Here is a 19,435-nt window from a genome sequence, read left to right as displayed (position 1 = left end):
GTTTCATTTTTAGGCTTAAACTCTTTTATGTTTAGTTTTAAAAAAAAATCGAATTCAGATGAAGTAAAAGTTAGTTTCATGTGTTTGTTAGATTTTTACGCTGCAGGCCTTCAATAAGTTTGCAGTTGTAAAAATTGCATTGCCAAATCATCCCCTATAAAAGTGATAAATAAAATTCCTTGTAAAGTTACCTACGGCTTTGCAACCGAATCAATTTCTATTTTTCAATGAAAAAAATAATAACCCTTTTTTGCCTCCAGTTTTTCCTGTTCGTACAAGCACAGGAATACAGTTCATCAAACATCCATTCGCATAACGATTATGCGGGTTCGCTTCCTTTTTATGGCGCTTATTCTAATCAGACAGGTGTTATCGAAGCGGATGTTTTTTTAGTAAATAATGAATTATTTGTAGCGCATACTGCAACAGAAATGGCGCAGCATAATACCCTTAAAAGTTTGTATTTAGAGCCGCTTTCTTCAAAATTAAAAAATTTGAATGGCAAAGCGTATCCAGATAATAAACCCTTGATTTTAATGATCGATGTTAAGTCGGATGCGGAATCAACTTTAAAAATAATCATTCAGCAGTTGCAGGCATTTCCGGAAATCAGCGCTAATAAAAACATTAAAGTAGTTATTTCAGGTAACAGACCTGTGCCTTCAAAGTGGTTATCCTATCCTGAATTTATTTATTTTGATGGAAGGCTTAATGAAAATTATTCGCCAGAAGAATTGTCACGCGTCGAAATGATCAGCGAGGATTTAAAAAAAATAACCATTTGGAATGGCAAAGGTGTTTTGACACAGGCAGATTTACAAAAGATGCTGGCCGCGATTAAAAAAGTTCACGATCAGCATAAAAAAATCAGATTCTGGGCTACGCCAGACAATGTGAATACCTGGATGACGCTGATGAATCTAAAAGTGGATTTTATTGGTACCGATAATGTAGCAGGATTGACACAATTTATCCGTACGATCAAAACTACCTTTTATCAAAATACGGATTTTCACACTGCCTATGTTCCTAAAAATACGGCTGCTTTTACTAAGAAGAAACCCAAAAATGTGATTCTTCTTATTGGTGACGGAATGGGATTGGCTCAGATTTATGCGGGCTATACAGCCAACAAAGGACAGTTGAGTCTTTTTAATATTCCAACCCAGGGATTTTCTATTACCAAAGCATCAGACAGTTATATTACCGATTCTGCTGCTGGTGCAACCGCAATGGCAACGGGAAATAAAACCAATAACCGCTTTATCAGCGTTGATGCAAACGGAAAATCATTAGCATTAATTACGCAGCAGTTAGCAAAGAAAAATTTTAAAACAGCGATTATTTCTGCAGGAAATATTACCGATGCTACGCCTGCGGCTTTTTATGCGCATCAGCCTGAAAGAAGTTATAGTGAGCCAATTGCGTATGACTTTTTAAGCAATCCGTCTGATATCCTGATTGGTGGCGGATTAAAAGAATTTAAAGCCAGAAAAGACCGAAAAGATTTGTCTAAAATACTGATTGAAAAAGGCTATTCTTTTTCAGAAAAATTCAGTAGTCTGGATACCATCAAAAATAATAAAATTGTTCTTTTAGATGATGCAGCAGTAGTTTCGATGAAAGCCGGAAGAGGTGATTTTTTATCTAAATCTTTTTCTAAAGCTGTCAATACTTTTTCTAAAACCAAAAATCCATTTTTTATCATGGCCGAAGGTGCACAGATCGATTATGGAGGACATTCTAATAATGTAGAATATGTGGTTCGCGAAATGCTGGATTTTGATCAATTGATAGGACAAGCCATGGAATTTATAGACCAAAATCAGGAAACATTGCTAATTGTTACCGCAGATCACGAAACAGGCGGATTATCCTTAATCGATGGCAGTATAGAAAAGGGCTATGTACACGGAAGTTTCAGTACCAATGACCACACAGCCATTCCGGTTCCTGTTTTTGCGTACGGACCCGGAGCTCAAAATTTTTCGGGTGTGTATCAGAATACTGAAATTTATAAGAAAATTATTGAGGCTCTTTTTTAAAATTGTCCAGATGAACAAACAATTCTCATAATAGCCTAATTACATTCAAAATTTAATTAATTTTATAAGCACAACCAGAGAATTATATGTGAAATTTTCAATACTGGTTCTATTATATAGTATGAAAGCAATAATTATTGGCGCAACAGGTGCAACGGGAGAATTGTTGGTTGACGAGCTTTTGAGAGATACAGCTTATACAAAGGTTACGATTTTTGTGAGAAGACCAACTGGAAAACAGAATCCTAAACTTGTAGAGCATGTTGTTGACTTTTCCAAAATCGATAGTTATAAGGACTTGATTGTTGGCGATGTACTCTTTTCTTGTTTAGGAATAACGCTAAAGGCAGCAGGTTCAAAGGAAAACCAAATCAAAATAGACTTTGATATTCCGGTGAAATTTGCCCAATTAGGTAAAGAAAACGGAATAACTGCTTTTGTATTATTATCTGCTTACGGAGCTTCTTCAAAGAGCAGTGTTTTTTATTCTCAATTAAAAGGAAAACTTGAAGATAAAATTTCAGAATTTAATTTTGAACAGTATATTATTTTTAAACCCGGACTTCTTTTACGTGAGGGATCAGATCGTTTGGGCGAAAAGGTATCAGCGGGTGTATTAAATTTTGTCAATGCAATAGGTTTGTTCCGTAAATTCAAACCAATGCCAACAGCTGTACTGGCTCAGAAATTAGCTCAGGCACCCAAAATATCGCCCAAAGGAACTTCTGTTATTGAACTTGAAAAAATATTCAGCTTTGCTCAATCAGTCTGATTAAAATAGATTTAGCAATTAAATTATAAGCCTTCAAATGTTGATTTTGAAGGCTTTATTATTTGTAATTTTTCTATTCTTACTGATTGATCAAAAACACTTGAATTTATTGGGTTAACTCTTGTTTTTATTGAGTTAAAAGGATTCGTTGTGATGCTTACTTTTGCATAAAAGCTTAAAAGATATCCTAATTTATACCCGTAAGAATGCACTTTAAACACCTATTCATTTGTCTTATTTTATTCTCAATCACAGCAAATTCTCAAATTGTAGAAGAAAAGAAAAATTTCCGAGCGGCCGATTCGCTGCTTAAAGAACCTAGTTTTTCTGTTCACAAAGACAATTATTTTTTAACAGGTGTGCCCATCAATACCGATATCACACGAGATAATTCAGATGTAAAATATCAGGTAAGTTTTAAACTCCGATTAAAATCAAAACCTTTGTGGGGTGGGTTTTATCCTTATTTAATGTACACTCAAAAAGCCTTTTGGGATATTTATGCAAGTTCAAAACCCTTTTCAGAAATTAATTTTAACCCAGGCGTAGCGATTGTTCGTCCGTTTTACTTAAAAGGAAACAGGCTGACTTACGGTACAATTTCATTAGAACACGAATCAAACGGAAGGGATTCTATTTATTCAAGAACCTGGAATATGCTTGCTTTTTCATTAAAATCACAAATTTCGCCACGCTGGGTTGTGGGACTGAGAGGATGGTTTCCGTTAGTGGATAAAGATGATAATCCGGAACTTACCAAATATGTTGGTTATGGCGAAGCCAGTGCAAGCTATCAGATACAGCCGGGACGATGGAGTGCTGATATTCTTTTCAGGAAAGGAAGCGGTTTGATCAATTATGGATCTTTACAGACACAAGTTAACTGGAGACCGTACAAAAATGAGAATTATTATCTCACGCTCCAATGGTTTGTGGGCTACACCGAAAGTTTGATTGATTATCAGGAACATAAAAGTATGGTGCGTTTAGGATTTACCATAAAACCTGAAAATATGGGTATTTTTTAAGTCCCTGACAAACTGCAGAACGCAGTGTCAGGGAGATAAAATACGGTAAAAATTATACTCGGGTGCGGTTTATAGGACTGATATCTGTCAGCTCTTTTGTAGGATTGAAAGTAGAACCTACACTTTGCTGAAAGTTAAAAAAGTTATTAGGATCGACTCTTTTTTTGATTTCCAAAAGACGTTTGTAATTACTTCCGTAATACTGTTCCGTCCAGTTATGCTGTAAGGGATCTATGTAGTTAACGTAAGCTCCGGTAGCATTTCCTGCATTTGATAATCTTTCGAAAAATTCATAGGCCCATTCTACATTTTTAAGAGTGTCTCCAGGTTTGTCTAAATCCCAGATTGCCTTTATTTCCGGAACAAAACGACTGTTTCTATGTACATAAGCAGTAGCGTCTGCAGCAACATTTTCGATAGCACCACCGGCATGTGTCCAAACGGCAAAACTTTCAGCCGAAGGAGCTTTGCTCATAGACTCGATAATAACCTTAGCAACGTCATTATTCATTCCGTTTTTCGGAAGAACCGTTGAGCGTATGTACGAACTTCTACCGGCGACTCTTGTGGTGTAACCGTTATAAAATTCCCAGTCTGGAAGCGTCATATTAAACAAATCGGCATTGATAGGTTTTAGCTTTAGAAGTCCCTGAAGCAAATCGATACCTTCTGCACCATCGCCATTAAAAACGGGAGTTAAACCTAACACTTTTACATTAGTGGTTTTATCGATAAGGTCTTTTTGATTGCCCATAAAACCATAAACAGCCATGGCGTCCGGTACCGTTTCTACCCAGTCATTATAATAGCCCAGGACATCTTCTGCCATTTCTAATGGATAGCGAATTTGCCCCACCAGCATTTTTTTACTTAATGGCGTACGAACTCTCATTTCCATTTCGACTACAATACCAAAGTTTCCGCCACCGCCACCGCAGCAAGCCCAGAAAAGATCTATATCTTCTGCAGCTGTACTGTTTACACCAATATGTCGTAGTTCTCCATCCGGAGTTACGATTTTTAGACTTTCCAGATTATCGATGCTCATTCCGTACGAACGCGAAACAAAACTGTATCCGCCACCCAGCATAAAACCTGGAGGCGCAACAGTAGGGCAGCCACCGCCAACAGGAATAAGACCGGTATTCGTAGCCTGCATAAATTTATATACATCATACCAGATTACACCCATTTCTGCGGTAACGGTTTCTTTTTTTTGATCGAAAGTAATTCGGTTTAAATTTTTCATGGCGATTACCACGCCTCCTTCATTAAGACAATAACCTGCAGCGCTATGGCCACCGCCTTTTATCGAAAAAGGAAGATTAGTGGTGATGGCAAATTTTAATCCCAGTTTTACATCGTCGATTACTGCCGGGAAAATAATTAAGCGGGGCCTGAACTGAATTCGTCCGTTATCAATTCGTATTACTTCTTCATAGTCTGAATCTCCAGGCTGCAGCACATAGCCGCTTAGTTCACGAACTAATTCCTGTATAGCTGTTTCTATCATGATCTTTGGTTTTTTTGGATTATTTTTTTGTTTTAAAAAGGAATAACTATCTCGTAAGAGAATATACTTTTGACTGATATTTTAAATACGAATCAAAAATGTAAGTGTTGGCAATCATCCCTTTAGTGGCAGGAAAAAAATCCTCGTGTTTTTTACTTGTCAGATAATCATCATACGCTTTTTTACTTTCGTAGATGATGGAAACGACAACTTCAAAATTGCGTACCGAAACATCTCTTTTGATATCGGTTAATCCTCCAGTTGTAAATTCCTGAATTCCAGAATGTCCTGATAGATATTCTACGCAGATGTCTGTGAATTTTTTAATGTTTTCTGGTGATTTATCCGTAAGGGAGAAATATAAATTATGAATCACACTTTGCGGAAAGTTTCCGTCAGCGCCAATAGTTTGTGCTTCTGAAGAGTTTCCTCCAAAAATAAGATTCGTAACATACGCATCTAAAACACGTCTTGTAGTGCCCGGAACCCATCTGTTTACATCAATTACAAATTGATTGTGTGCAGAATCATTTGCATTGTATAAATTAAAAGAAGCTTCATCTTTAAAAAGCTGATGCATGGCAATATCATATTGAAGATCATTCTCTGGTCTGACCATATCCTCATCTCTTGTACCGATCCAGAACGAAATCATTCCTATTGATTCGGAAAGATATTGTCTGGCCTCAGCCATGTAGGCTTCTACAATGCCGGAAGTGTTGCTTGTCCCCAGATTAAAATACGTACTGTGAAGCAACATGGGTGGGGTGTTATTATTTTCCATTTGAAATTTTTTAATTGTTTTTTAATGATTTTTATTCCTGAAGACGAAGTGTGGCAACAGAAATATGCGGCCATTTAATTTCGACTACACTTCCGTCAGGTGCAAAAACGGGGAAGTCAAGAATTACAGTTTGGGTATATTGTAATTGAAGAAAAGTAGTTCCGTCAGGATTTTGTACCGTTTCGATCCAAAAAATAGCAGAAAGACTATTTGCATTGGCATTCACATTCACAAAAGGAATATTGGTAATCCCGCCAACAGGAGCTGTAACTCCGGCATTCGCCACTCCATCTATCGGGTTGGCGTCTAAAAGAATTACGATGGTTTGCGTAATATTTTGCCCTGCAATAGCATTTTCAAGCAAAATATTCGGATTCATGATTACTTCCTGAGGAATTCCGGGAGGAGCAACGGCATTTTTTAATTGCGAGAGATAGGTTTCGCTTGTATCATTTACTCTTACACCATTTTGAATAAAAAAAGGAGTAGGGTCAGCGACTTCGAATTTTGGTCCTCCATTTACGGTAAAAAATGTTCCCTGTGCCAAAAGGGAATCCCCATGCGGAATCGAACCTAATCTGGCAATACTGGGTTGTACCAAAGGATCAGTACCACTCGGAAGATTAAGAAACAAACCGGTTTCGAGGTGAATACCGTTTTGTCCGCTTGGGAGATTAACATCGTCAACTTGCTGCAGATAATGCAAACCCATAAAGGCAATATCAGTCTGTGCATTTCCGCGGTTGATGATATCACCTCCAATAGAGGAAAAAGTGAAGGTTTCAGCCGTAGAATTTAATATAATTTTGAATTTATCAGCAGGTGGCGGACCTGGTTTTGCCTGATTCATGTTAGGAACTTCGATCAGGTTAAATCCCGGACCAACCCACGTACCAATTAATGTTTCTAATACTCCTAAATTGACAGGTGCTGGAGTTTCTGCTGAAGCAGCAGCTTTAAATTTTGATTTCAGTGTTTTATTGTCTGCTTTTGCTTCGAGCTTGTTTAAACCGGAGAGGTTTAGATTTGCTAACGGATTGTTTTGTTCTGTTGCCATTTTATTTTTTTTGGATTGATTTTGTTTTGTTTTTGGAAGGGATTTTTTTTTATTTGAAGGCTCTACAACACTTTTCGGCTGAATCCTTCAATCAGAGTTAAGACCTCTGTGGTCATGAAAACTTGTGGCGGCGTACTAAAATCACTTAAAAATAGCTCACCATAGGTTTTTACAAAGTTTTGAAATATGGGACCATTTACATGTTTTAAAAAACCTTCCTGATCTTCATAAACTTCCCAGAAAATCACTTCGCCCTGAGCAGGCGTAGGCAGACTTTTTTCTTTAAAGTTGGGTACATGTACCATATACATGATGGTTTCTGGCTCATTTTCCTGCACATCCAGTGCAAGTTGTTTTAAAGCTTCTGTAGCTTTTGCCTCATTTCCGGGCAGGATAGTCCATTTTGCTTCTAGTGGATAATACATAATTTGTTTTTTTAGTTGATGAATAGCGTGGTTTTACATTATAAGGCTACATATTCGAAGGTGGGACCGGCACATTCGCCATTTTCCAACGGAATATTTAATAATTCTAAAGCCTTGTATTTCAGGTCGTACATAACGGTAATTCCTTTTATTAGAAGTTCTGGATTTCCGCTTACGGCATCATTTATTCCGTTTAAAAGCTGTACATAAACTTTATTGAATTCGATCGCTTTTTCCAGCAATTCGGGATTGTGTTCGTAATCTTTCATTTTAGGATTGGCTTTCATATTGTAAACAGAAGACCAGCTCACGGTAAAAGGCTTACCCGTTGGAATACTTTTTACCGGCATTTGAAAATTGGTATCATTGGCGCTGTACATACGTCCGAAACAGATTTCCTGGAATTTAAAATAATGTGCATATTCAATGTCTTCTCCAAATAAAACCTGCTCCGTTGCAATAGTTCCGTCAATACCTTCACCTTGTCCAACAATCTCGCCAATAGCCTCTTCAGCATCTTCGTAGGTGACTACTTTTGTAATTTTACCACCACTTCCATAATAATGTTCAGCAGTAATCTGACGTTTTGGATCACCAATAAAAATACCACCCGGAGTGGTCTCATTCAGGCGAAGTAATCCATATCTAATGGCTTCATAAAACTGTCCAATACTATCAAAATGACCGGTAATTGGAGCCTGAGGATTAGAAGGTCTTTCGATAGTCGAAAATTCATCCAGTGCTTCTCTTGAAAATTTAAGCAAATGAACTTTAAAAGGAGGCATTCCTTTAGGAACTTCCGGAACAATACCGCCGGGAAGTGGAGTAGGGTAGTTTGGAATAATTTCTTTAACATTAAAAAGTTTATCCCCTTTTTTGATTGTTTTAGGATCTGTGATAGCGTTAAGAATGTTCGAAACTAAAACCATGTGCAGCATTTCTTCAACCACAACGCTTCGGATGAGCGCGGCTGCTTCTACATTACTGCCTTCTTTAATCGTGTAAAGCCCACATAAATAAGGAGGTATTGTTGAAAGTTCTAATTGTAAGGCAGTTCTAAGGCAATCCTGAAGATGTTTTAGATCTTTAATGTAATTTTTTACATCTTTTTTAGACATTTTCAGCGTCATGCCTTTGGCACTTTTATTAGATACTGCTGCTGTTTTTAAATTCAGTTCATTATCAGTGAAAGAAGCGGTATCGGTTGCAATGGATACGACTTCTTCATTTATATCCAAATCAGAAATGGGTTTAATTAACTTTTGACGGTTTGGATTGCTCTTTTGAAATAATTTATTTTCCATAATAGTTATTGTTCAAGTTGTTTTAAAATAGCTTCGGCAGCTTTAAAAGTCAGTGCCGACATCGTTAGTGTTGGGTTTGAAGTTCCTAGTGTTGGCATGTTGCCGCAACCTACTAAGTATAGGTTATCATGGTCCCAGGTACGCATATCAGCATTTACAACAGAATCTTCTTTGGTAAATCCCATACGGTGTGTTCCTACAATGTGACCTGCGCCCGCAAAAGTGTAACCCTTGCCTTTGTAAGTAACATAGTCAGCGTCACTGCCGGGATTGTAGGATGTAAAATCTTCGATATCACACTGGCTGAACATTTGTTCCGAAACTATTCCGGTGGCTTCAAAAGCTTTCAGCATATACTCTGTAGCCTGATAATGAATGACGGGTCTGTAATTACCAATGTTATCTTTATAAGCAGGATCAATCGTTACCCTGTTATTCGGATCAGGAGCCTGCTCACATTCAAAATGTGTGAAGAATTGTCGGGTTACCAGATTTTCAATTTTAGAGCGGAGTTTTGTGCCAATTATACCTTCGTTAACGGCATTAATTACATCGGTAGCAGGTGATCCAGTTGGCCATGCCCAGCCCCAGTTGTCTAACGGAAGTATCCATGCGGCATGATTTTTACGAAATTCGCCATCTCTAAATGTTGGGATATTAGAAGTAGATCCTGGCCCTCTGTAAGGATAAATAGGTTCTTTGGATAAACCCCATCGTAAAACGGTCATATGATCCATTAAATTACGTCCTACCTGATCGCTGCTGTTTGCTGCTCCCGAGGCAAGTAATAATTTAGCATTTTCTATGGCACTGGCAGCCATTACATATAAAGTTCCTTTGGCTGTATGTGTTTCATACTCAGAAGAACTTCCATTGATGTACGTCTTATATTCAACACCATTTATCCAGTTAGACGTTTCATTAATCAATAATTTTGATGCTACTGCCTGTGTTTTTACAACCAGATTGGCCATATCGCATTTTCGGAAAGTTTTTAGTGCGTTGTATTTTGCCTGTACAGGACAAATAGGCACACAACTGGCATTTCCTTCGCAACGCTGTCCCGTATAAGGATCCCAATTAGAGCCAACGGGATTATAGTCTTCAGCATCATTTTTTATGAGATCCAGTGTTTTCGTTGCAGGATTCCATTGTACTCCGCTGATATTGTAATTAAGATTTGGAATTGAATTTCGTCCTTGTGGTGTACTGATGCAATACAATTTGTAGGTTTCATCGTTGAGTACAATTTTACTGTTCTTATCAATTACTTTCGACATTACCTTATCAAGATAACTCGTAGGTATGGCTTTCATTGGATACACATAATCTTTACCAAAAATGCTTTTTTGCTCAATAGGATAATTTTGGTCCTGAACATCTCCGGAAACGCCTATTTCGTTTTCAGCCATTTGATAATAACGCGACATATCTTCATATTTGATGGGCCAGTCAACGCCAACACCGTATTTCGATTTCATTTTAAAATCATTAGGCAGCATTCTGAGTGTTGTTCCAAGCCAGTGCAAAGTAGTACCGCCAGGCGCTCTTGTGTTGTCGCTTGCAAAAGGTATCGGTCCCATTTGTACTAAATAACCTTTAGTCGAAGGTGTATTTTTTTTGATTACCTCAATATCAAGAACATCAATCGAGGGAGCATCTTTAATATTAGGATAGGGCGAGTTCGGAACTTTTGCAGGAGCATTATAAAACGTATTCAGGTAGTCCTGATAGTTTTTATAATTGGCATCCTGATCCATTGCTATACCGGCTGAAAGACCAGCTTCGAGCATTAAAACTTTTTTACCGGCATTGGTAAGAACCTTAGCTATTATGGATCCTGCAATACCAGAACCTACAATGACTACATCATAATTATTTTCCATCTGAATAATTTTTAAATGTTAGTTTTAACTGAAAGAGGGCGCTCAGCCCATGAGCCATAACCAGGTTGTTTTGCTCCTGGCGGATGTGTATGTCCGGCGTTCCACATAAGCCCCTGAATGTATGATGCTGAAGAGATGACTTCGCTTCCCCAGTTTCCGGTGTACCAAAGGATAATGATGTTTTTTGCCAGTCCGTTATAAGCGGAATCAGCCATAAATTTTGAAGCTAAAATATCTTCAATGACTTTTTCATTGTGCGTTTTGTCATGGAGCAGTACGTGTACATCCAGAAAGAAATAATCGACATCTTCTTTGTCCACATTTTTAAGGATGGTGTTGTAGTAGCTCTCCTGCATTCCGGTAGCTTTGAGTTCGGTTTTGCTAAAACCGGTAAGAAGTGCGGAGACTTCTAAAAAAAGTTTTGAATGGGTGTTAGGTTCCATGGTTTTTGTTTTTTTGGTTAAGAAGTATGATCTTTTAGAGATCTTTTTTTGAGATAATTGTTTTTGGGATGATGCTCTTTTTCATAAATAAATCGTTTTTAGTTTAGCCTACTCTTTGATTCCGTTTTCGGCAATTCGGTTTTTTGATTTAGAGGGTAGTAACGTTTTTATCGGTTTTTAATGCCATTTTAATTTTAATACAGCTAGTCTAAAATCCTGCATAAGCTGTGTCTTGTATTTTTTTTTATCAGAAGAATAATCTGTATCTGAATACTACTTTTTCAGTTTCAAAAAAATGTAAACTCCCGAAGTATTCCGGATGATGGCGGTTTTGGGGTGCGTAAATTTGGTATATAAGTATCTGTTATATAGTGGATTACTTCAGTATGTCAGTATTTGCTTTTATATCGAATTTAGTTTTATGTCTAAATTACCAGAGTTAAATAATCAATTATAAAAAATTGACATAAGGTGGCTATTATTAGCTATAAGAGAGATAATTTGTTGTACAAGTTTTTTTTATAACTGGAAGAAATAGTCTTTCAGCTATATTAATGTTCCTCTATAAAAGAAAGATATAAGGAAATGATCATCAAATATTTCTGTATTTGTTAAATAAAAAATCTGAGAATTATCATATAAAAAACACCTAAAAACTAAAAGTTTTTTTTCTTAGAGTTATATTGACCAAAAGTGCTTATCTGTAAGGATTTGCAAGCAAAAAAAGAGATTTTAGATTTAATTATAACATTTAGTTATATTCTATAATTTTTGTTGTAAGAAAAAAAAGAAGATTATGCGTAATATTGCGAACCGTAGTTTTAGTTTTAAGAATTCGCAATTAAATGGCGTATTTTGACTTTTTAAATACTCATTTATTTAAAAATATTGGTAAAATTAATTCATCCTTTTTCTAAATAAATTATATCATTATGTTTATTACCCTTACCCCGGATCAAGTCCAGTTTAATTATGGAACCAAAAGATGGCAATATCCATTTGGAGATATACTAGAATTGGCAATATTAAAAAAAAAGAAAACCTACTTTTTTGAAAATGCTGCTTTTATTGCTGTTACCGCTTTAGGATATTATGCAATGCTTTTTTCTGACCTAACAGAAATGTATTACATCGTTCCAACTCTTTTAGGCTATAGTATCATTACCATCTTACGGTTTCATGATACTTCAGAATCTGTATATTTTGTAATAGTCCGGGACAGATGTCAAAAAGAGATCAAAGTAAAAATTAAAACAGAGGATAAAAATCTGATAGAGAAACAAATTAATGACTATCTGGATTTAGAATACCATCGAATTTTAAAGAAAAACGCTTAGACTCTTCCATCAATGTTATTATCTACAATATCCCAATACGATCTGGCTATTATAGCTGTAGCTGTCGTATATGGTTTTATCATTACTACCAGAAAAAAATAACGACAAATTACTTCCTTCACCTACCATTGAAGTAGTTTGAGAGTATATGCAAATAAACAAGGGTTACACTGCTAATGTTTTAGTGGTGTGACAGTTTTAGCCGTACTACATCCCCAAATAAAAAATTATGCCTACCTCAATAAAAAATAAAATAAAAAGCATTAGAGAACTGAAAAATTATACGCAGGAATATATGGCAAAACAATTAGGCGTTACGCAGGCAGGATATAGTAAAATTGAAAAAGGAATTACCATTTTATCTTATGAAAAATTAACCGCAATTGCAGAAATTTTAGAAGTGAGTGTCGAAGATATTATTAGTTTTGACAGACAACGTTATTTTAACAGTTTTAATAATGTAAAAGGAAACAATAACGGGAGTGTTTTAATTAATTCTGATAACACAGCAACTCTCAAAAAACTGTATGAAGATAAAATAAAACTGCTTGAAAAATTATTAGAGAGAACCGAGAGAGAACTGGAACGATATAAAGAAAAATTTGGTGAGATTTAATTCAGTAAAATATAAAATAGTCAACCAAAAGATTCAGTTATTATTTTTTCATTTTATTGCAAATACTATAGTTTTAAAAAGAAATAGTTCTTGGCGATAGTAATCGGGACTATATGTGAAGAAACGAGTTTCTTCTTAATTTCCTTTTTTCCAAAATCCTAAAATCTATGTTTTCTCTTATGTGTTTAATTAAATTTTTATTAATTACTCCCAACGGGTTTATTTATGTCTATATTTACTTTTGAGAAAAGCGTTACAATTTTTAAACATCCATTTTCATGTCAAAATTTACCAAATCTTTAGTTGCGGTTCTTCCTTTTTTTTGGATTGCCTCCCTAAATGCCCAAAATGAAGTTTACACAGAATCTAAAACCGAAATCATTGCAGATACTACTTTTGTTAATTTAAAAAATTACAGTCAGGATTTTATTTATGATATGAAATATGCGACTGATGGTAATTTTTTGAAAGCCAAAGTATATGATTGTGCCGAATGTTTTTTACGTTTAAAAACTGTTGAGGCACTTGTAGCGGCAAATAAAGAGTTTATGAAAAAAGGCTTCAGAATAAAACTATACGATTGTTACAGGCCTTTAGATATTCAGAAAAAAATGTGGGAGATTGTTTCGAATCCGCAGTATGTAGCCGATCCTAAAAAAGGTTCTATTCACAATAGAGGAGGAGCAGTTGATATTTCATTAGTAGATGCTAATGGTAAAGAACTGGATATGGGAACTTCTTTTGATTTTTTTGGTATCGAAGCAGGTCATAATTATACCAAATTGTCTAAGGAAATAAAATCTAACCGTAAGTTCCTGAAAAAAATAATGATTAAAAACGGCTTCAATTCATTTGATTCGGAGTGGTGGCATTATAATTTAAAATCGGGATTAAAGGATAAGGTTTCCAATCAAAAATGGGACTGTAATTAATTAAACAAACCCGACTGGTTTCAAAAACTTGTCGGGTTGAATTATAAAGAAAAGGAAATTTAAGGGTAAGTCTAAATTACTCGATGCATCTTAAATTTTCGATAAAATAGGTATCCGGATGAAATACTTTGCCATCAAGTTCTGATGTAAGTTCGCTTTTTACTACATAATCTTCAATATCAGTTAGATACTTAATACGCATTAGGCTTATAGGCGATTTTTTTAGTTCTTCAAAAGTATCTTTCATAAACATAAAAATACCGGTATTGATACGGTTGTCAACACCATTATCACGAATAAGTGTGCCACAGCTTTCCTGATTAATGTGCAGTAAGGTTACTATTTTTCCGTTTTGTAACTGCAAAAATATTTTCGAATTTTTATCAAAACATTGTGCTTTTATAAAATCTTTACTTTTTTGAATAAGCTGTACGTTCAAAGTAGGTAAACCATCAGTTTGTGCTAACGAAAAGAATATATAACTGGAGCCGGCAAAGTTTTTTTCGCTCATTAAATATTCATTAGTAACTTTATAGGATCCTATAGAGTCATTTACGTTTGCACTGTATTCGCATGGCTTTTGTGCAAATGCAGTAAGGGTTAACAGAAAAAAAGTTAGTGTAATTAGTGGTTTCATTTTTAAATTATTTTTGTGCAAATTAAAACTATTTTGTTATCATTTTTATCTGTTGTAAAAAAACAATACATATTTCCTCCGCTTTTTATTTTCCATTTTTTCCGAATGGCTTCTACCGTATCAGGAAAGTTACGGGTAGTAATGTTTGCCTGTTGGTTTTGCAGCTCATTTTTCATGTCATTTTTATTGTATGAAATGACTTTTTTAATCTCAAAAGTTCTTCCCGGAAATGCAATTAATTCTTCTGAAGTGTATAAATGAGAGTGTTTGTGCAATTTATCTATTTTGAAAAGAGCACTTACTTCATCAAAACCTCCGGATTTCATAATTGCCGAATTCGGTTCATACAAATATTTCAGGGGCAGATGATAAGAGGCATAGCTATTTTCGTTATCTAAGACAAATTCAAATGTTTCTGTTTTGTCTTTTGTAATATTCGCCGTTTTGATGGTTATATCGCCTGAATAGTGATGATGAATTTCAAAAAGCAATTCTTTTACTTCATTTTCAAGAGCAATTATGTGAATGTTTTTTACAAATTTCAATTCGGCTAAACCTGCAGAAAGATCGAGTAAAGGAGCTGTTTTTATCAGAATTGAATGGGAGTTTTCAAAATAAAAGTCCAATAAATCAGGTACGTTTGGCAAGCAATCCTTCAGCATAAAAACTTTACCTTTAGCATCATTTCGTCTTGATGGATCAATATAAATCCAATCCCATTTTTGGTTTGAATCGCTTAATACATTTGTACTGTCATCTGCATAAAAAGCGCAATTGGTAATTTGTAATTGCTCAAAATTATGTTTTACAATAGCCGATAATTCCGCATTGATTTCGCAATGCGCAATGTTTTGAAATTGTTTTGAAAAGTAATAATCATCAACACCAAAACCGCCTGTCAGGTCAATTATACTTTCACCTGAAATAAGGGATGCTTTATACTGAGCCGTTTTTTCAGAAGAAGTTTGTTCTACCGAAATTTTAGATGGATATACAATTTTTTCTGTTGAAAACCAGGTAGGTAATTTGTCTTTTGCTTTTGTTTTGGCTTCAATTTGATTTAAAATCATAATCCAGTCAACAGCTGGAAAAGGATTTTTCTGAAGCGCTAATCTGGTCATCGAAGCGCCAATATTTTTAGTGATAAATTCCTGAATATCGTTGCTTAAAATAGGAGTGTTCAAGGTTAAATTCTTTCGGTTAGTACGGATACAATTTTATTATTTGGAAAAAATTCTTTTAAAATTACCTTTACCATCGTAAAAACGGGAATAGCAATGATCATCCCAACAATTCCAAAGGTGATACCGCTTATCAAAGTAATCAAAAATATTTCCAGCGGGTGCGAATTTACACTTTTTGATGAAATTATAGGCTGACTGATATTGTTATCAATGGCCTGTACAAGCATAAATCCGATTACGACATAGATGGTAGTGGGCAAAATTTCGGATCTAAAATCACTTCCTATTAGGCTAATCATCGTTAAAATACCGGCTAGGATCGTTCCAATAATCGGTCCGATATAAGGAATGATATTTAAAATGGCACACAAAAAAGCAATTACAAATGCGTTTTGGTTTCCAAAAATCATCAGAACAATTAAATATAAAATAAAGACTACCGTAAGTTGTAATAAGAGCCCAACGAAGTAACGGGTCAGTAAATGGTTGATTTTAGTAATAGAATTTAAAATTTTGTCTTCGTTGTTGTCAGGTAAAATTCTTCTTGCAGTTGCTTTAAAAGATTCCTGATCTTTTATAAAAAAGAACGTGATAAAAAAAACAGAGACCAATCCCATTCCCATATCAGCCATAAAACCCATAATCGAGTTGATAAAGCCTGTAAAGTAACTGAAATCCAAGGTTGAGGTTATTTTAGATTTTTTTAGCATATCATTTAAATCCACATGCTGAATATTAAAATAGGTTTCTATCGAACGCTCTGTTTCTATAAACTGCTTTTGCAGATTATCTGTATCAAGCAAAGACAAGTTGTTAGCCTGCGAAATAATTAGGGGTACAAACAATAAGATAAAACCAATTAATAATAATATAAATAAGAAGAGCGTGGTGGTTGCAGCCATGGAGTTGCTGAACTTTAATTTGGTTTTCAAAAACTGTACTAAAGGGTTTGCTATCAGGCATAAAATAAGGGAAACACATAAATAAACAATTACGGTTTGTATTTCATATAAAAAATATAAAATGGCACAAACAACTAAAATAGTGGTCAGCGCTCTTAAAATCCCGTTCGAAATAATTTTAGATGTTATCATGTTTCTTTTTTAGATTATAAATATAAGAAAAGTGTTTAAAATTAAACACATAAAAAAAGCGAGACTTTTATATCTCGCTTTTAATAAATTTAGGATTTATGTTTTCTTAGATGCCAAATGCTGCTCTAGGTCCTCCTGAAGCAAAAATAGCTGCCATTCTATTTTTTTGACCAGTTGAGAACATGTACATTCCGTTGTCGTCTGTGTAATCCATGTAATTCATTGTCATTTCTACAGGTGTTCCTGAACAAGTGCTGTAATGAGGATACGCTGGTACACCATAATTTGCTGTGTTATGTGTTGGTGTATCAGATACTAAATCGCTACCGCAATTTGCGTCTCCCCAGATATGACGCAGGTTCATCCAGTGTCCTACTTCGTGTGTTCCTGTTCTTCCTAAGTTAAATGGTGCATTGGCGCTGCCTGATAATCCAAAGTATCTAGAATCAATAACAACTCCGTCTGTAGAAGATGATCCTCCTGGAAATTGCGCATATCCTAAAATTCCTCCTCCAATAGCACAAGACCACATGTTTAATTTTGTAGTTGGCGATGTTGGAGCAATTCCGCCTTGCGCGGTTTTTTTCATGGCATTATTTGTTCCCCAGGAAGTTTTTGTTGTCGATTTCCGGTTGATTTTTTCTAATACAAAAGTGATTCCAACATTTGCTTTTACTCCTGAGAATAGTGCTGGTACACTATTGTAATCAGAATTCTGAGCATTAAAATCTTTGTTCAGAACATCGATTTGAGATTGAATTTGGGCATCAGAAATGTTTTGTGCTGCTGTACGGTACAATACATTCACGATTACCGGAATTTCAATTTTTCCGTTTACTAAACGATTCGTTAAAATACGATTTTGAGTAAAGGCCTCAATTTGATTCATTTTAAGGGCTAAAGCAGGATCTGCTTTCAATTGTGCTTCAAAAACCTCCTGTGTTGCACAACCACGGTGTGTGATTGCAGAAGCATCTAAATTTGTTGATTCTTCATTTTGTTCGTTTTGACATGAAAAGAACATAACGGCTGCAATTGCAGATAATAAAACTTTCTTCATAATAAATTTGTTTTTTTTGTTATAAAAATACTGGCTGGTTATTTAATATCGCAATTTTATAACAAAACTACAAAGTCACCAAATTTTTACAAAGAATATTTTGTGAGAATTTTACAAAACCCCGAATAATCTAGTTCTTACAAAAAAATAAATAATTTTTTTAAGAAGTTATTTCGTACAATGCGATACTGGTCGCTTGCACAACATTCATACTGCTGTTTTTTCCAAACATATTAATATGAACTATTTGAGTCGAAATTTTTAAGATTTCTTCTGAAATTCCATCAATTTCACTACCTACAATTAAGGCTATTTTTTTGTCAGCAGGAATATGGATTTCTTTAAGGGGTTTGCTGTTGCTTGCAATTTCTAAAGCAATAATTTCAAATTTATTTTCGAGTAAATACGAAGTTAATTCAGTAGTTTCTTCCATAACAGAATAGGGTACATACAAGTGTGTACTTCTGGAAGTTTTATTGATTTTGCGGGGAGTAAGCGGAATATCTTTTCCTAAAAAGATGATATTTTCGACGCCAAAAGCTTCACTGATTCTAAACAAAGAACCAATGTTTTGCTGAAAATAGATATGGTCACAAACCAGCGTTATCGGAAACGTTTTTCTTTTAAATTGATTTTCTCCGTGAGTCAGTTGCACTTTTCAGGTTTTAATTCGTAAAAATATAATTGATTATGTTAGCTCCCATTTTTAGTGCCCTTTGGCGTACTTCAATAGGGTCATTATTAACTTCAGGATCTTCCCAGCCATCGCCAAGATCACATTCGTACGTATAAAGTAAAACCAGTTTGTTTTCTACAAATACACCAAAAGCCTGAGGTCTTTTGGCATCGTGTTCATGAATTTTGGGTAATCCGTTCGGAAAAGGAAATGGTTTTTGAAAAATAGGATGATTGGCCGGAATCTCAACCAAATCATTATTAGGAAATATTTTTTTGATTTCTTTTCGGATGTATTGATCCATTCCGTAATTATCATCGATATGAAGAAATCCTCCTGCTGTGAGGTAATTTCTAAGATTACTCACATCAGCATCATTAAAAACCACATTTCCGTGCCCTGTCATGTGCACAAAAGGGTACGAAAGCAAATCCGGATTACTGGGCTCGACCGTGGATGGTTTTGCCTTTATTCGGGTATTGATGTTTGAATTGCAAAAATTAATCAGGTTAGGCAAAGATGTTGGATTAGCATACCAGTCACCGCCACCGCTATATTTTAATAGAGCAATTTCTTGAGAAAATGAAGAAACTGAAATCAATAAAAATAAATAAAATATTTTTTTCATAATAATTTCTATTG

Annotated in this window: 19 protein-coding genes; 6 read left to right on the top strand and 13 right to left on the bottom strand. The window is 35.1% G+C overall.

Annotation, left to right across the window (positions count from 1 at the left end):
- Window positions 1-227 precede the first annotated feature (227 nt).
- The 3 genes from GON26_RS02750 to GON26_RS02740 all read left to right on the top strand — a co-directional run bounded on the left by GON26_RS02750 (window position 228) and on the right by GON26_RS02740 (window position 3,845).
- The gene (locus GON26_RS02750) at window positions 228-2,045 is read left to right on the top strand and encodes an alkaline phosphatase (RefSeq protein ID WP_160373178.1); all 1,818 of its coding nucleotides are present in this window, start codon (window positions 228-230) and stop codon (window positions 2,043-2,045) included.
- Between the two features lie 121 nt (window positions 2,046-2,166).
- Window positions 2,167-2,817, top strand: coding sequence for an NAD(P)H-binding protein (locus GON26_RS02745; protein ID WP_160373177.1), 651 nt, complete (start codon window positions 2,167-2,169; stop codon window positions 2,815-2,817).
- 206 nt (window positions 2,818-3,023) lie between these two features.
- Window positions 3,024-3,845: a phospholipase A gene (locus GON26_RS02740; RefSeq protein WP_160373176.1), complete on the top strand. Its 822-nt coding sequence runs from the start codon at window positions 3,024-3,026 to the stop codon at window positions 3,843-3,845.
- Between the two features lie 52 nt (window positions 3,846-3,897).
- Here the strand turns inward: GON26_RS02740 and GON26_RS02735 are convergent, their stop codons facing one another.
- From GON26_RS02735 to GON26_RS02705, 7 genes are all read right to left on the bottom strand, one after another.
- On the bottom strand, window positions 3,898-5,358 hold the full coding sequence (locus tag GON26_RS02735; RefSeq protein WP_160373175.1) for an FAD-binding oxidoreductase: 1,461 nt from the start codon (window positions 5,356-5,358) through the stop codon (window positions 3,898-3,900).
- Between the two features lie 46 nt (window positions 5,359-5,404).
- Window positions 5,405-6,142 carry an antibiotic biosynthesis monooxygenase family protein gene (locus GON26_RS02730; RefSeq protein WP_160373174.1) on the bottom strand — a complete coding sequence of 246 codons (738 nt, stop codon included), beginning with the start codon at window positions 6,140-6,142 and terminating at the stop codon, window positions 5,405-5,407.
- A gap of 31 nt (window positions 6,143-6,173) precedes the next feature.
- On the bottom strand, window positions 6,174-7,199 hold the full coding sequence (locus tag GON26_RS02725; protein WP_160373173.1) for a heme-binding protein: 1,026 nt from the start codon (window positions 7,197-7,199) through the stop codon (window positions 6,174-6,176).
- A 62-nt stretch (window positions 7,200-7,261) separates the two neighbouring features.
- On the bottom strand, window positions 7,262-7,624 hold the full coding sequence (locus GON26_RS02720; protein WP_160373172.1) for a putative quinol monooxygenase: 363 nt from the start codon (window positions 7,622-7,624) through the stop codon (window positions 7,262-7,264).
- 38 nt (window positions 7,625-7,662) lie between these two features.
- The gene (locus GON26_RS02715; protein ID WP_160373171.1) at window positions 7,663-8,928 is read right to left on the bottom strand and encodes a ferritin-like domain-containing protein; all 1,266 of its coding nucleotides are present in this window, start codon (window positions 8,926-8,928) and stop codon (window positions 7,663-7,665) included.
- A 5-nt stretch (window positions 8,929-8,933) separates the two neighbouring features.
- Complete coding sequence (locus tag GON26_RS02710; protein WP_202110823.1) at window positions 8,934-10,814, bottom strand: GMC family oxidoreductase; 1,881 nt, start codon at window positions 10,812-10,814, stop codon at window positions 8,934-8,936.
- Between the two features lie 11 nt (window positions 10,815-10,825).
- Window positions 10,826-11,257, bottom strand: a complete 432-nt coding sequence (locus GON26_RS02705) for a sugar dehydrogenase complex small subunit (protein WP_160373170.1) — start codon at window positions 11,255-11,257, stop codon at window positions 10,826-10,828.
- Between the two features lie 932 nt (window positions 11,258-12,189).
- Here GON26_RS02705 and GON26_RS02700 point away from each other — a divergent pair.
- The 3 genes from GON26_RS02700 (at window position 12,190) to GON26_RS02690 (ending at window position 14,142) form a co-directional block, all read left to right on the top strand.
- Window positions 12,190-12,594 (top strand): hypothetical protein, encoded by a 405-nt coding sequence (locus tag GON26_RS02700; RefSeq protein ID WP_160373169.1) that lies wholly within the window; start codon window positions 12,190-12,192, stop codon window positions 12,592-12,594.
- A 229-nt stretch (window positions 12,595-12,823) separates the two neighbouring features.
- Window positions 12,824-13,210 carry a helix-turn-helix transcriptional regulator gene (locus GON26_RS02695; protein WP_160373168.1) on the top strand — a complete coding sequence of 129 codons (387 nt, stop codon included), beginning with the start codon at window positions 12,824-12,826 and terminating at the stop codon, window positions 13,208-13,210.
- 278 nt (window positions 13,211-13,488) lie between these two features.
- Entirely contained in the window at window positions 13,489-14,142 is a 654-nt protein-coding gene (locus tag GON26_RS02690) for a M15 family metallopeptidase (protein ID WP_160373167.1), read from the top strand.
- 76 nt (window positions 14,143-14,218) lie between these two features.
- Here the strand turns inward: GON26_RS02690 and GON26_RS02685 are convergent, their stop codons facing one another.
- From GON26_RS02685 to GON26_RS02660, 6 genes are all read right to left on the bottom strand, one after another.
- Complete coding sequence (locus tag GON26_RS02685; protein WP_160373166.1) at window positions 14,219-14,779, bottom strand: hypothetical protein; 561 nt, start codon at window positions 14,777-14,779, stop codon at window positions 14,219-14,221.
- Between the two features lie 2 nt (window positions 14,780-14,781).
- Window positions 14,782-15,963 (bottom strand): THUMP-like domain-containing protein, encoded by a 1,182-nt coding sequence (locus GON26_RS02680; RefSeq protein WP_160373165.1) that lies wholly within the window; start codon window positions 15,961-15,963, stop codon window positions 14,782-14,784.
- A 2-nt stretch (window positions 15,964-15,965) separates the two neighbouring features.
- The gene (locus GON26_RS02675; RefSeq protein ID WP_160373164.1) at window positions 15,966-17,057 is read right to left on the bottom strand and encodes an AI-2E family transporter; all 1,092 of its coding nucleotides are present in this window, start codon (window positions 17,055-17,057) and stop codon (window positions 15,966-15,968) included.
- 106 nt (window positions 17,058-17,163) lie between these two features.
- On the bottom strand, window positions 17,164-18,117 hold the full coding sequence (locus GON26_RS02670) for a zinc metalloprotease (RefSeq protein WP_160373163.1): 954 nt from the start codon (window positions 18,115-18,117) through the stop codon (window positions 17,164-17,166).
- A 160-nt stretch (window positions 18,118-18,277) separates the two neighbouring features.
- On the bottom strand, window positions 18,278-18,772 hold the full coding sequence (locus GON26_RS02665; protein WP_160373162.1) for a TrmH family RNA methyltransferase: 495 nt from the start codon (window positions 18,770-18,772) through the stop codon (window positions 18,278-18,280).
- Window positions 18,773-18,782: 10 nt separating this feature from the next.
- Window positions 18,783-19,421: a DUF4159 domain-containing protein gene (locus GON26_RS02660; protein ID WP_160373161.1), complete on the bottom strand. Its 639-nt coding sequence runs from the start codon at window positions 19,419-19,421 to the stop codon at window positions 18,783-18,785.
- Window positions 19,422-19,435: the final 14 nt, after the last annotated feature.

Origin of the sequence: Flavobacterium hydrocarbonoxydans, from assembly GCF_009789235.1 — a bacterium.
GTDB classification, from domain to species: domain Bacteria; phylum Bacteroidota; class Bacteroidia; order Flavobacteriales; family Flavobacteriaceae; genus Flavobacterium; species Flavobacterium hydrocarbonoxydans.
The sequence above is the reverse complement of the archived record's forward strand: the minus strand, read 5'-3'. Positions and strand labels throughout refer to the sequence as shown.

What these genes read in the sequence shown, in the direction of transcription:
- GON26_RS02740 (WP_160373176.1), top strand. Translation starts at nt 3,024, where the DNA reads ATGCACTTTAAACACCTATTCATTTGTCTTATTTTATTCTCAATCACA.
- GON26_RS02710 (WP_202110823.1), bottom strand. Translation starts at nt 10,814, where the DNA reads ATGGAAAATAATTATGATGTAGTCATTGTAGGTTCTGGTATTGCAGGA.
- GON26_RS02725 (WP_160373173.1), bottom strand. Translation starts at nt 7,199, where the DNA reads ATGGCAACAGAACAAAACAATCCGTTAGCAAATCTAAACCTCTCCGGT.
- GON26_RS02745 (WP_160373177.1), top strand. Translation starts at nt 2,167, where the DNA reads ATGAAAGCAATAATTATTGGCGCAACAGGTGCAACGGGAGAATTGTTG.
- GON26_RS02695 (WP_160373168.1), top strand. Translation starts at nt 12,824, where the DNA reads ATGCCTACCTCAATAAAAAATAAAATAAAAAGCATTAGAGAACTGAAA.
- GON26_RS02705 (WP_160373170.1), bottom strand. Translation starts at nt 11,257, where the DNA reads ATGGAACCTAACACCCATTCAAAACTTTTTTTAGAAGTCTCCGCACTT.
- GON26_RS02720 (WP_160373172.1), bottom strand. Translation starts at nt 7,624, where the DNA reads ATGTATTATCCACTAGAAGCAAAATGGACTATCCTGCCCGGAAATGAG.
- GON26_RS02690 (WP_160373167.1), top strand. Translation starts at nt 13,489, where the DNA reads ATGTCAAAATTTACCAAATCTTTAGTTGCGGTTCTTCCTTTTTTTTGG.
- GON26_RS02670 (WP_160373163.1), bottom strand. Translation starts at nt 18,117, where the DNA reads ATGAAGAAAGTTTTATTATCTGCAATTGCAGCCGTTATGTTCTTTTCA.
- GON26_RS02700 (WP_160373169.1), top strand. Translation starts at nt 12,190, where the DNA reads ATGTTTATTACCCTTACCCCGGATCAAGTCCAGTTTAATTATGGAACC.
- GON26_RS02735 (WP_160373175.1), bottom strand. Translation starts at nt 5,358, where the DNA reads ATGATAGAAACAGCTATACAGGAATTAGTTCGTGAACTAAGCGGCTAT.
- GON26_RS02675 (WP_160373164.1), bottom strand. Translation starts at nt 17,057, where the DNA reads ATGATAACATCTAAAATTATTTCGAACGGGATTTTAAGAGCGCTGACC.
- GON26_RS02750 (WP_160373178.1), top strand. Translation starts at nt 228, where the DNA reads ATGAAAAAAATAATAACCCTTTTTTGCCTCCAGTTTTTCCTGTTCGTA.
- GON26_RS02715 (WP_160373171.1), bottom strand. Translation starts at nt 8,928, where the DNA reads ATGGAAAATAAATTATTTCAAAAGAGCAATCCAAACCGTCAAAAGTTA.
- GON26_RS02730 (WP_160373174.1), bottom strand. Translation starts at nt 6,142, where the DNA reads ATGGAAAATAATAACACCCCACCCATGTTGCTTCACAGTACGTATTTT.
- GON26_RS02685 (WP_160373166.1), bottom strand. Translation starts at nt 14,779, where the DNA reads ATGAAACCACTAATTACACTAACTTTTTTTCTGTTAACCCTTACTGCA.
- GON26_RS02660 (WP_160373161.1), bottom strand. Translation starts at nt 19,421, where the DNA reads ATGAAAAAAATATTTTATTTATTTTTATTGATTTCAGTTTCTTCATTT.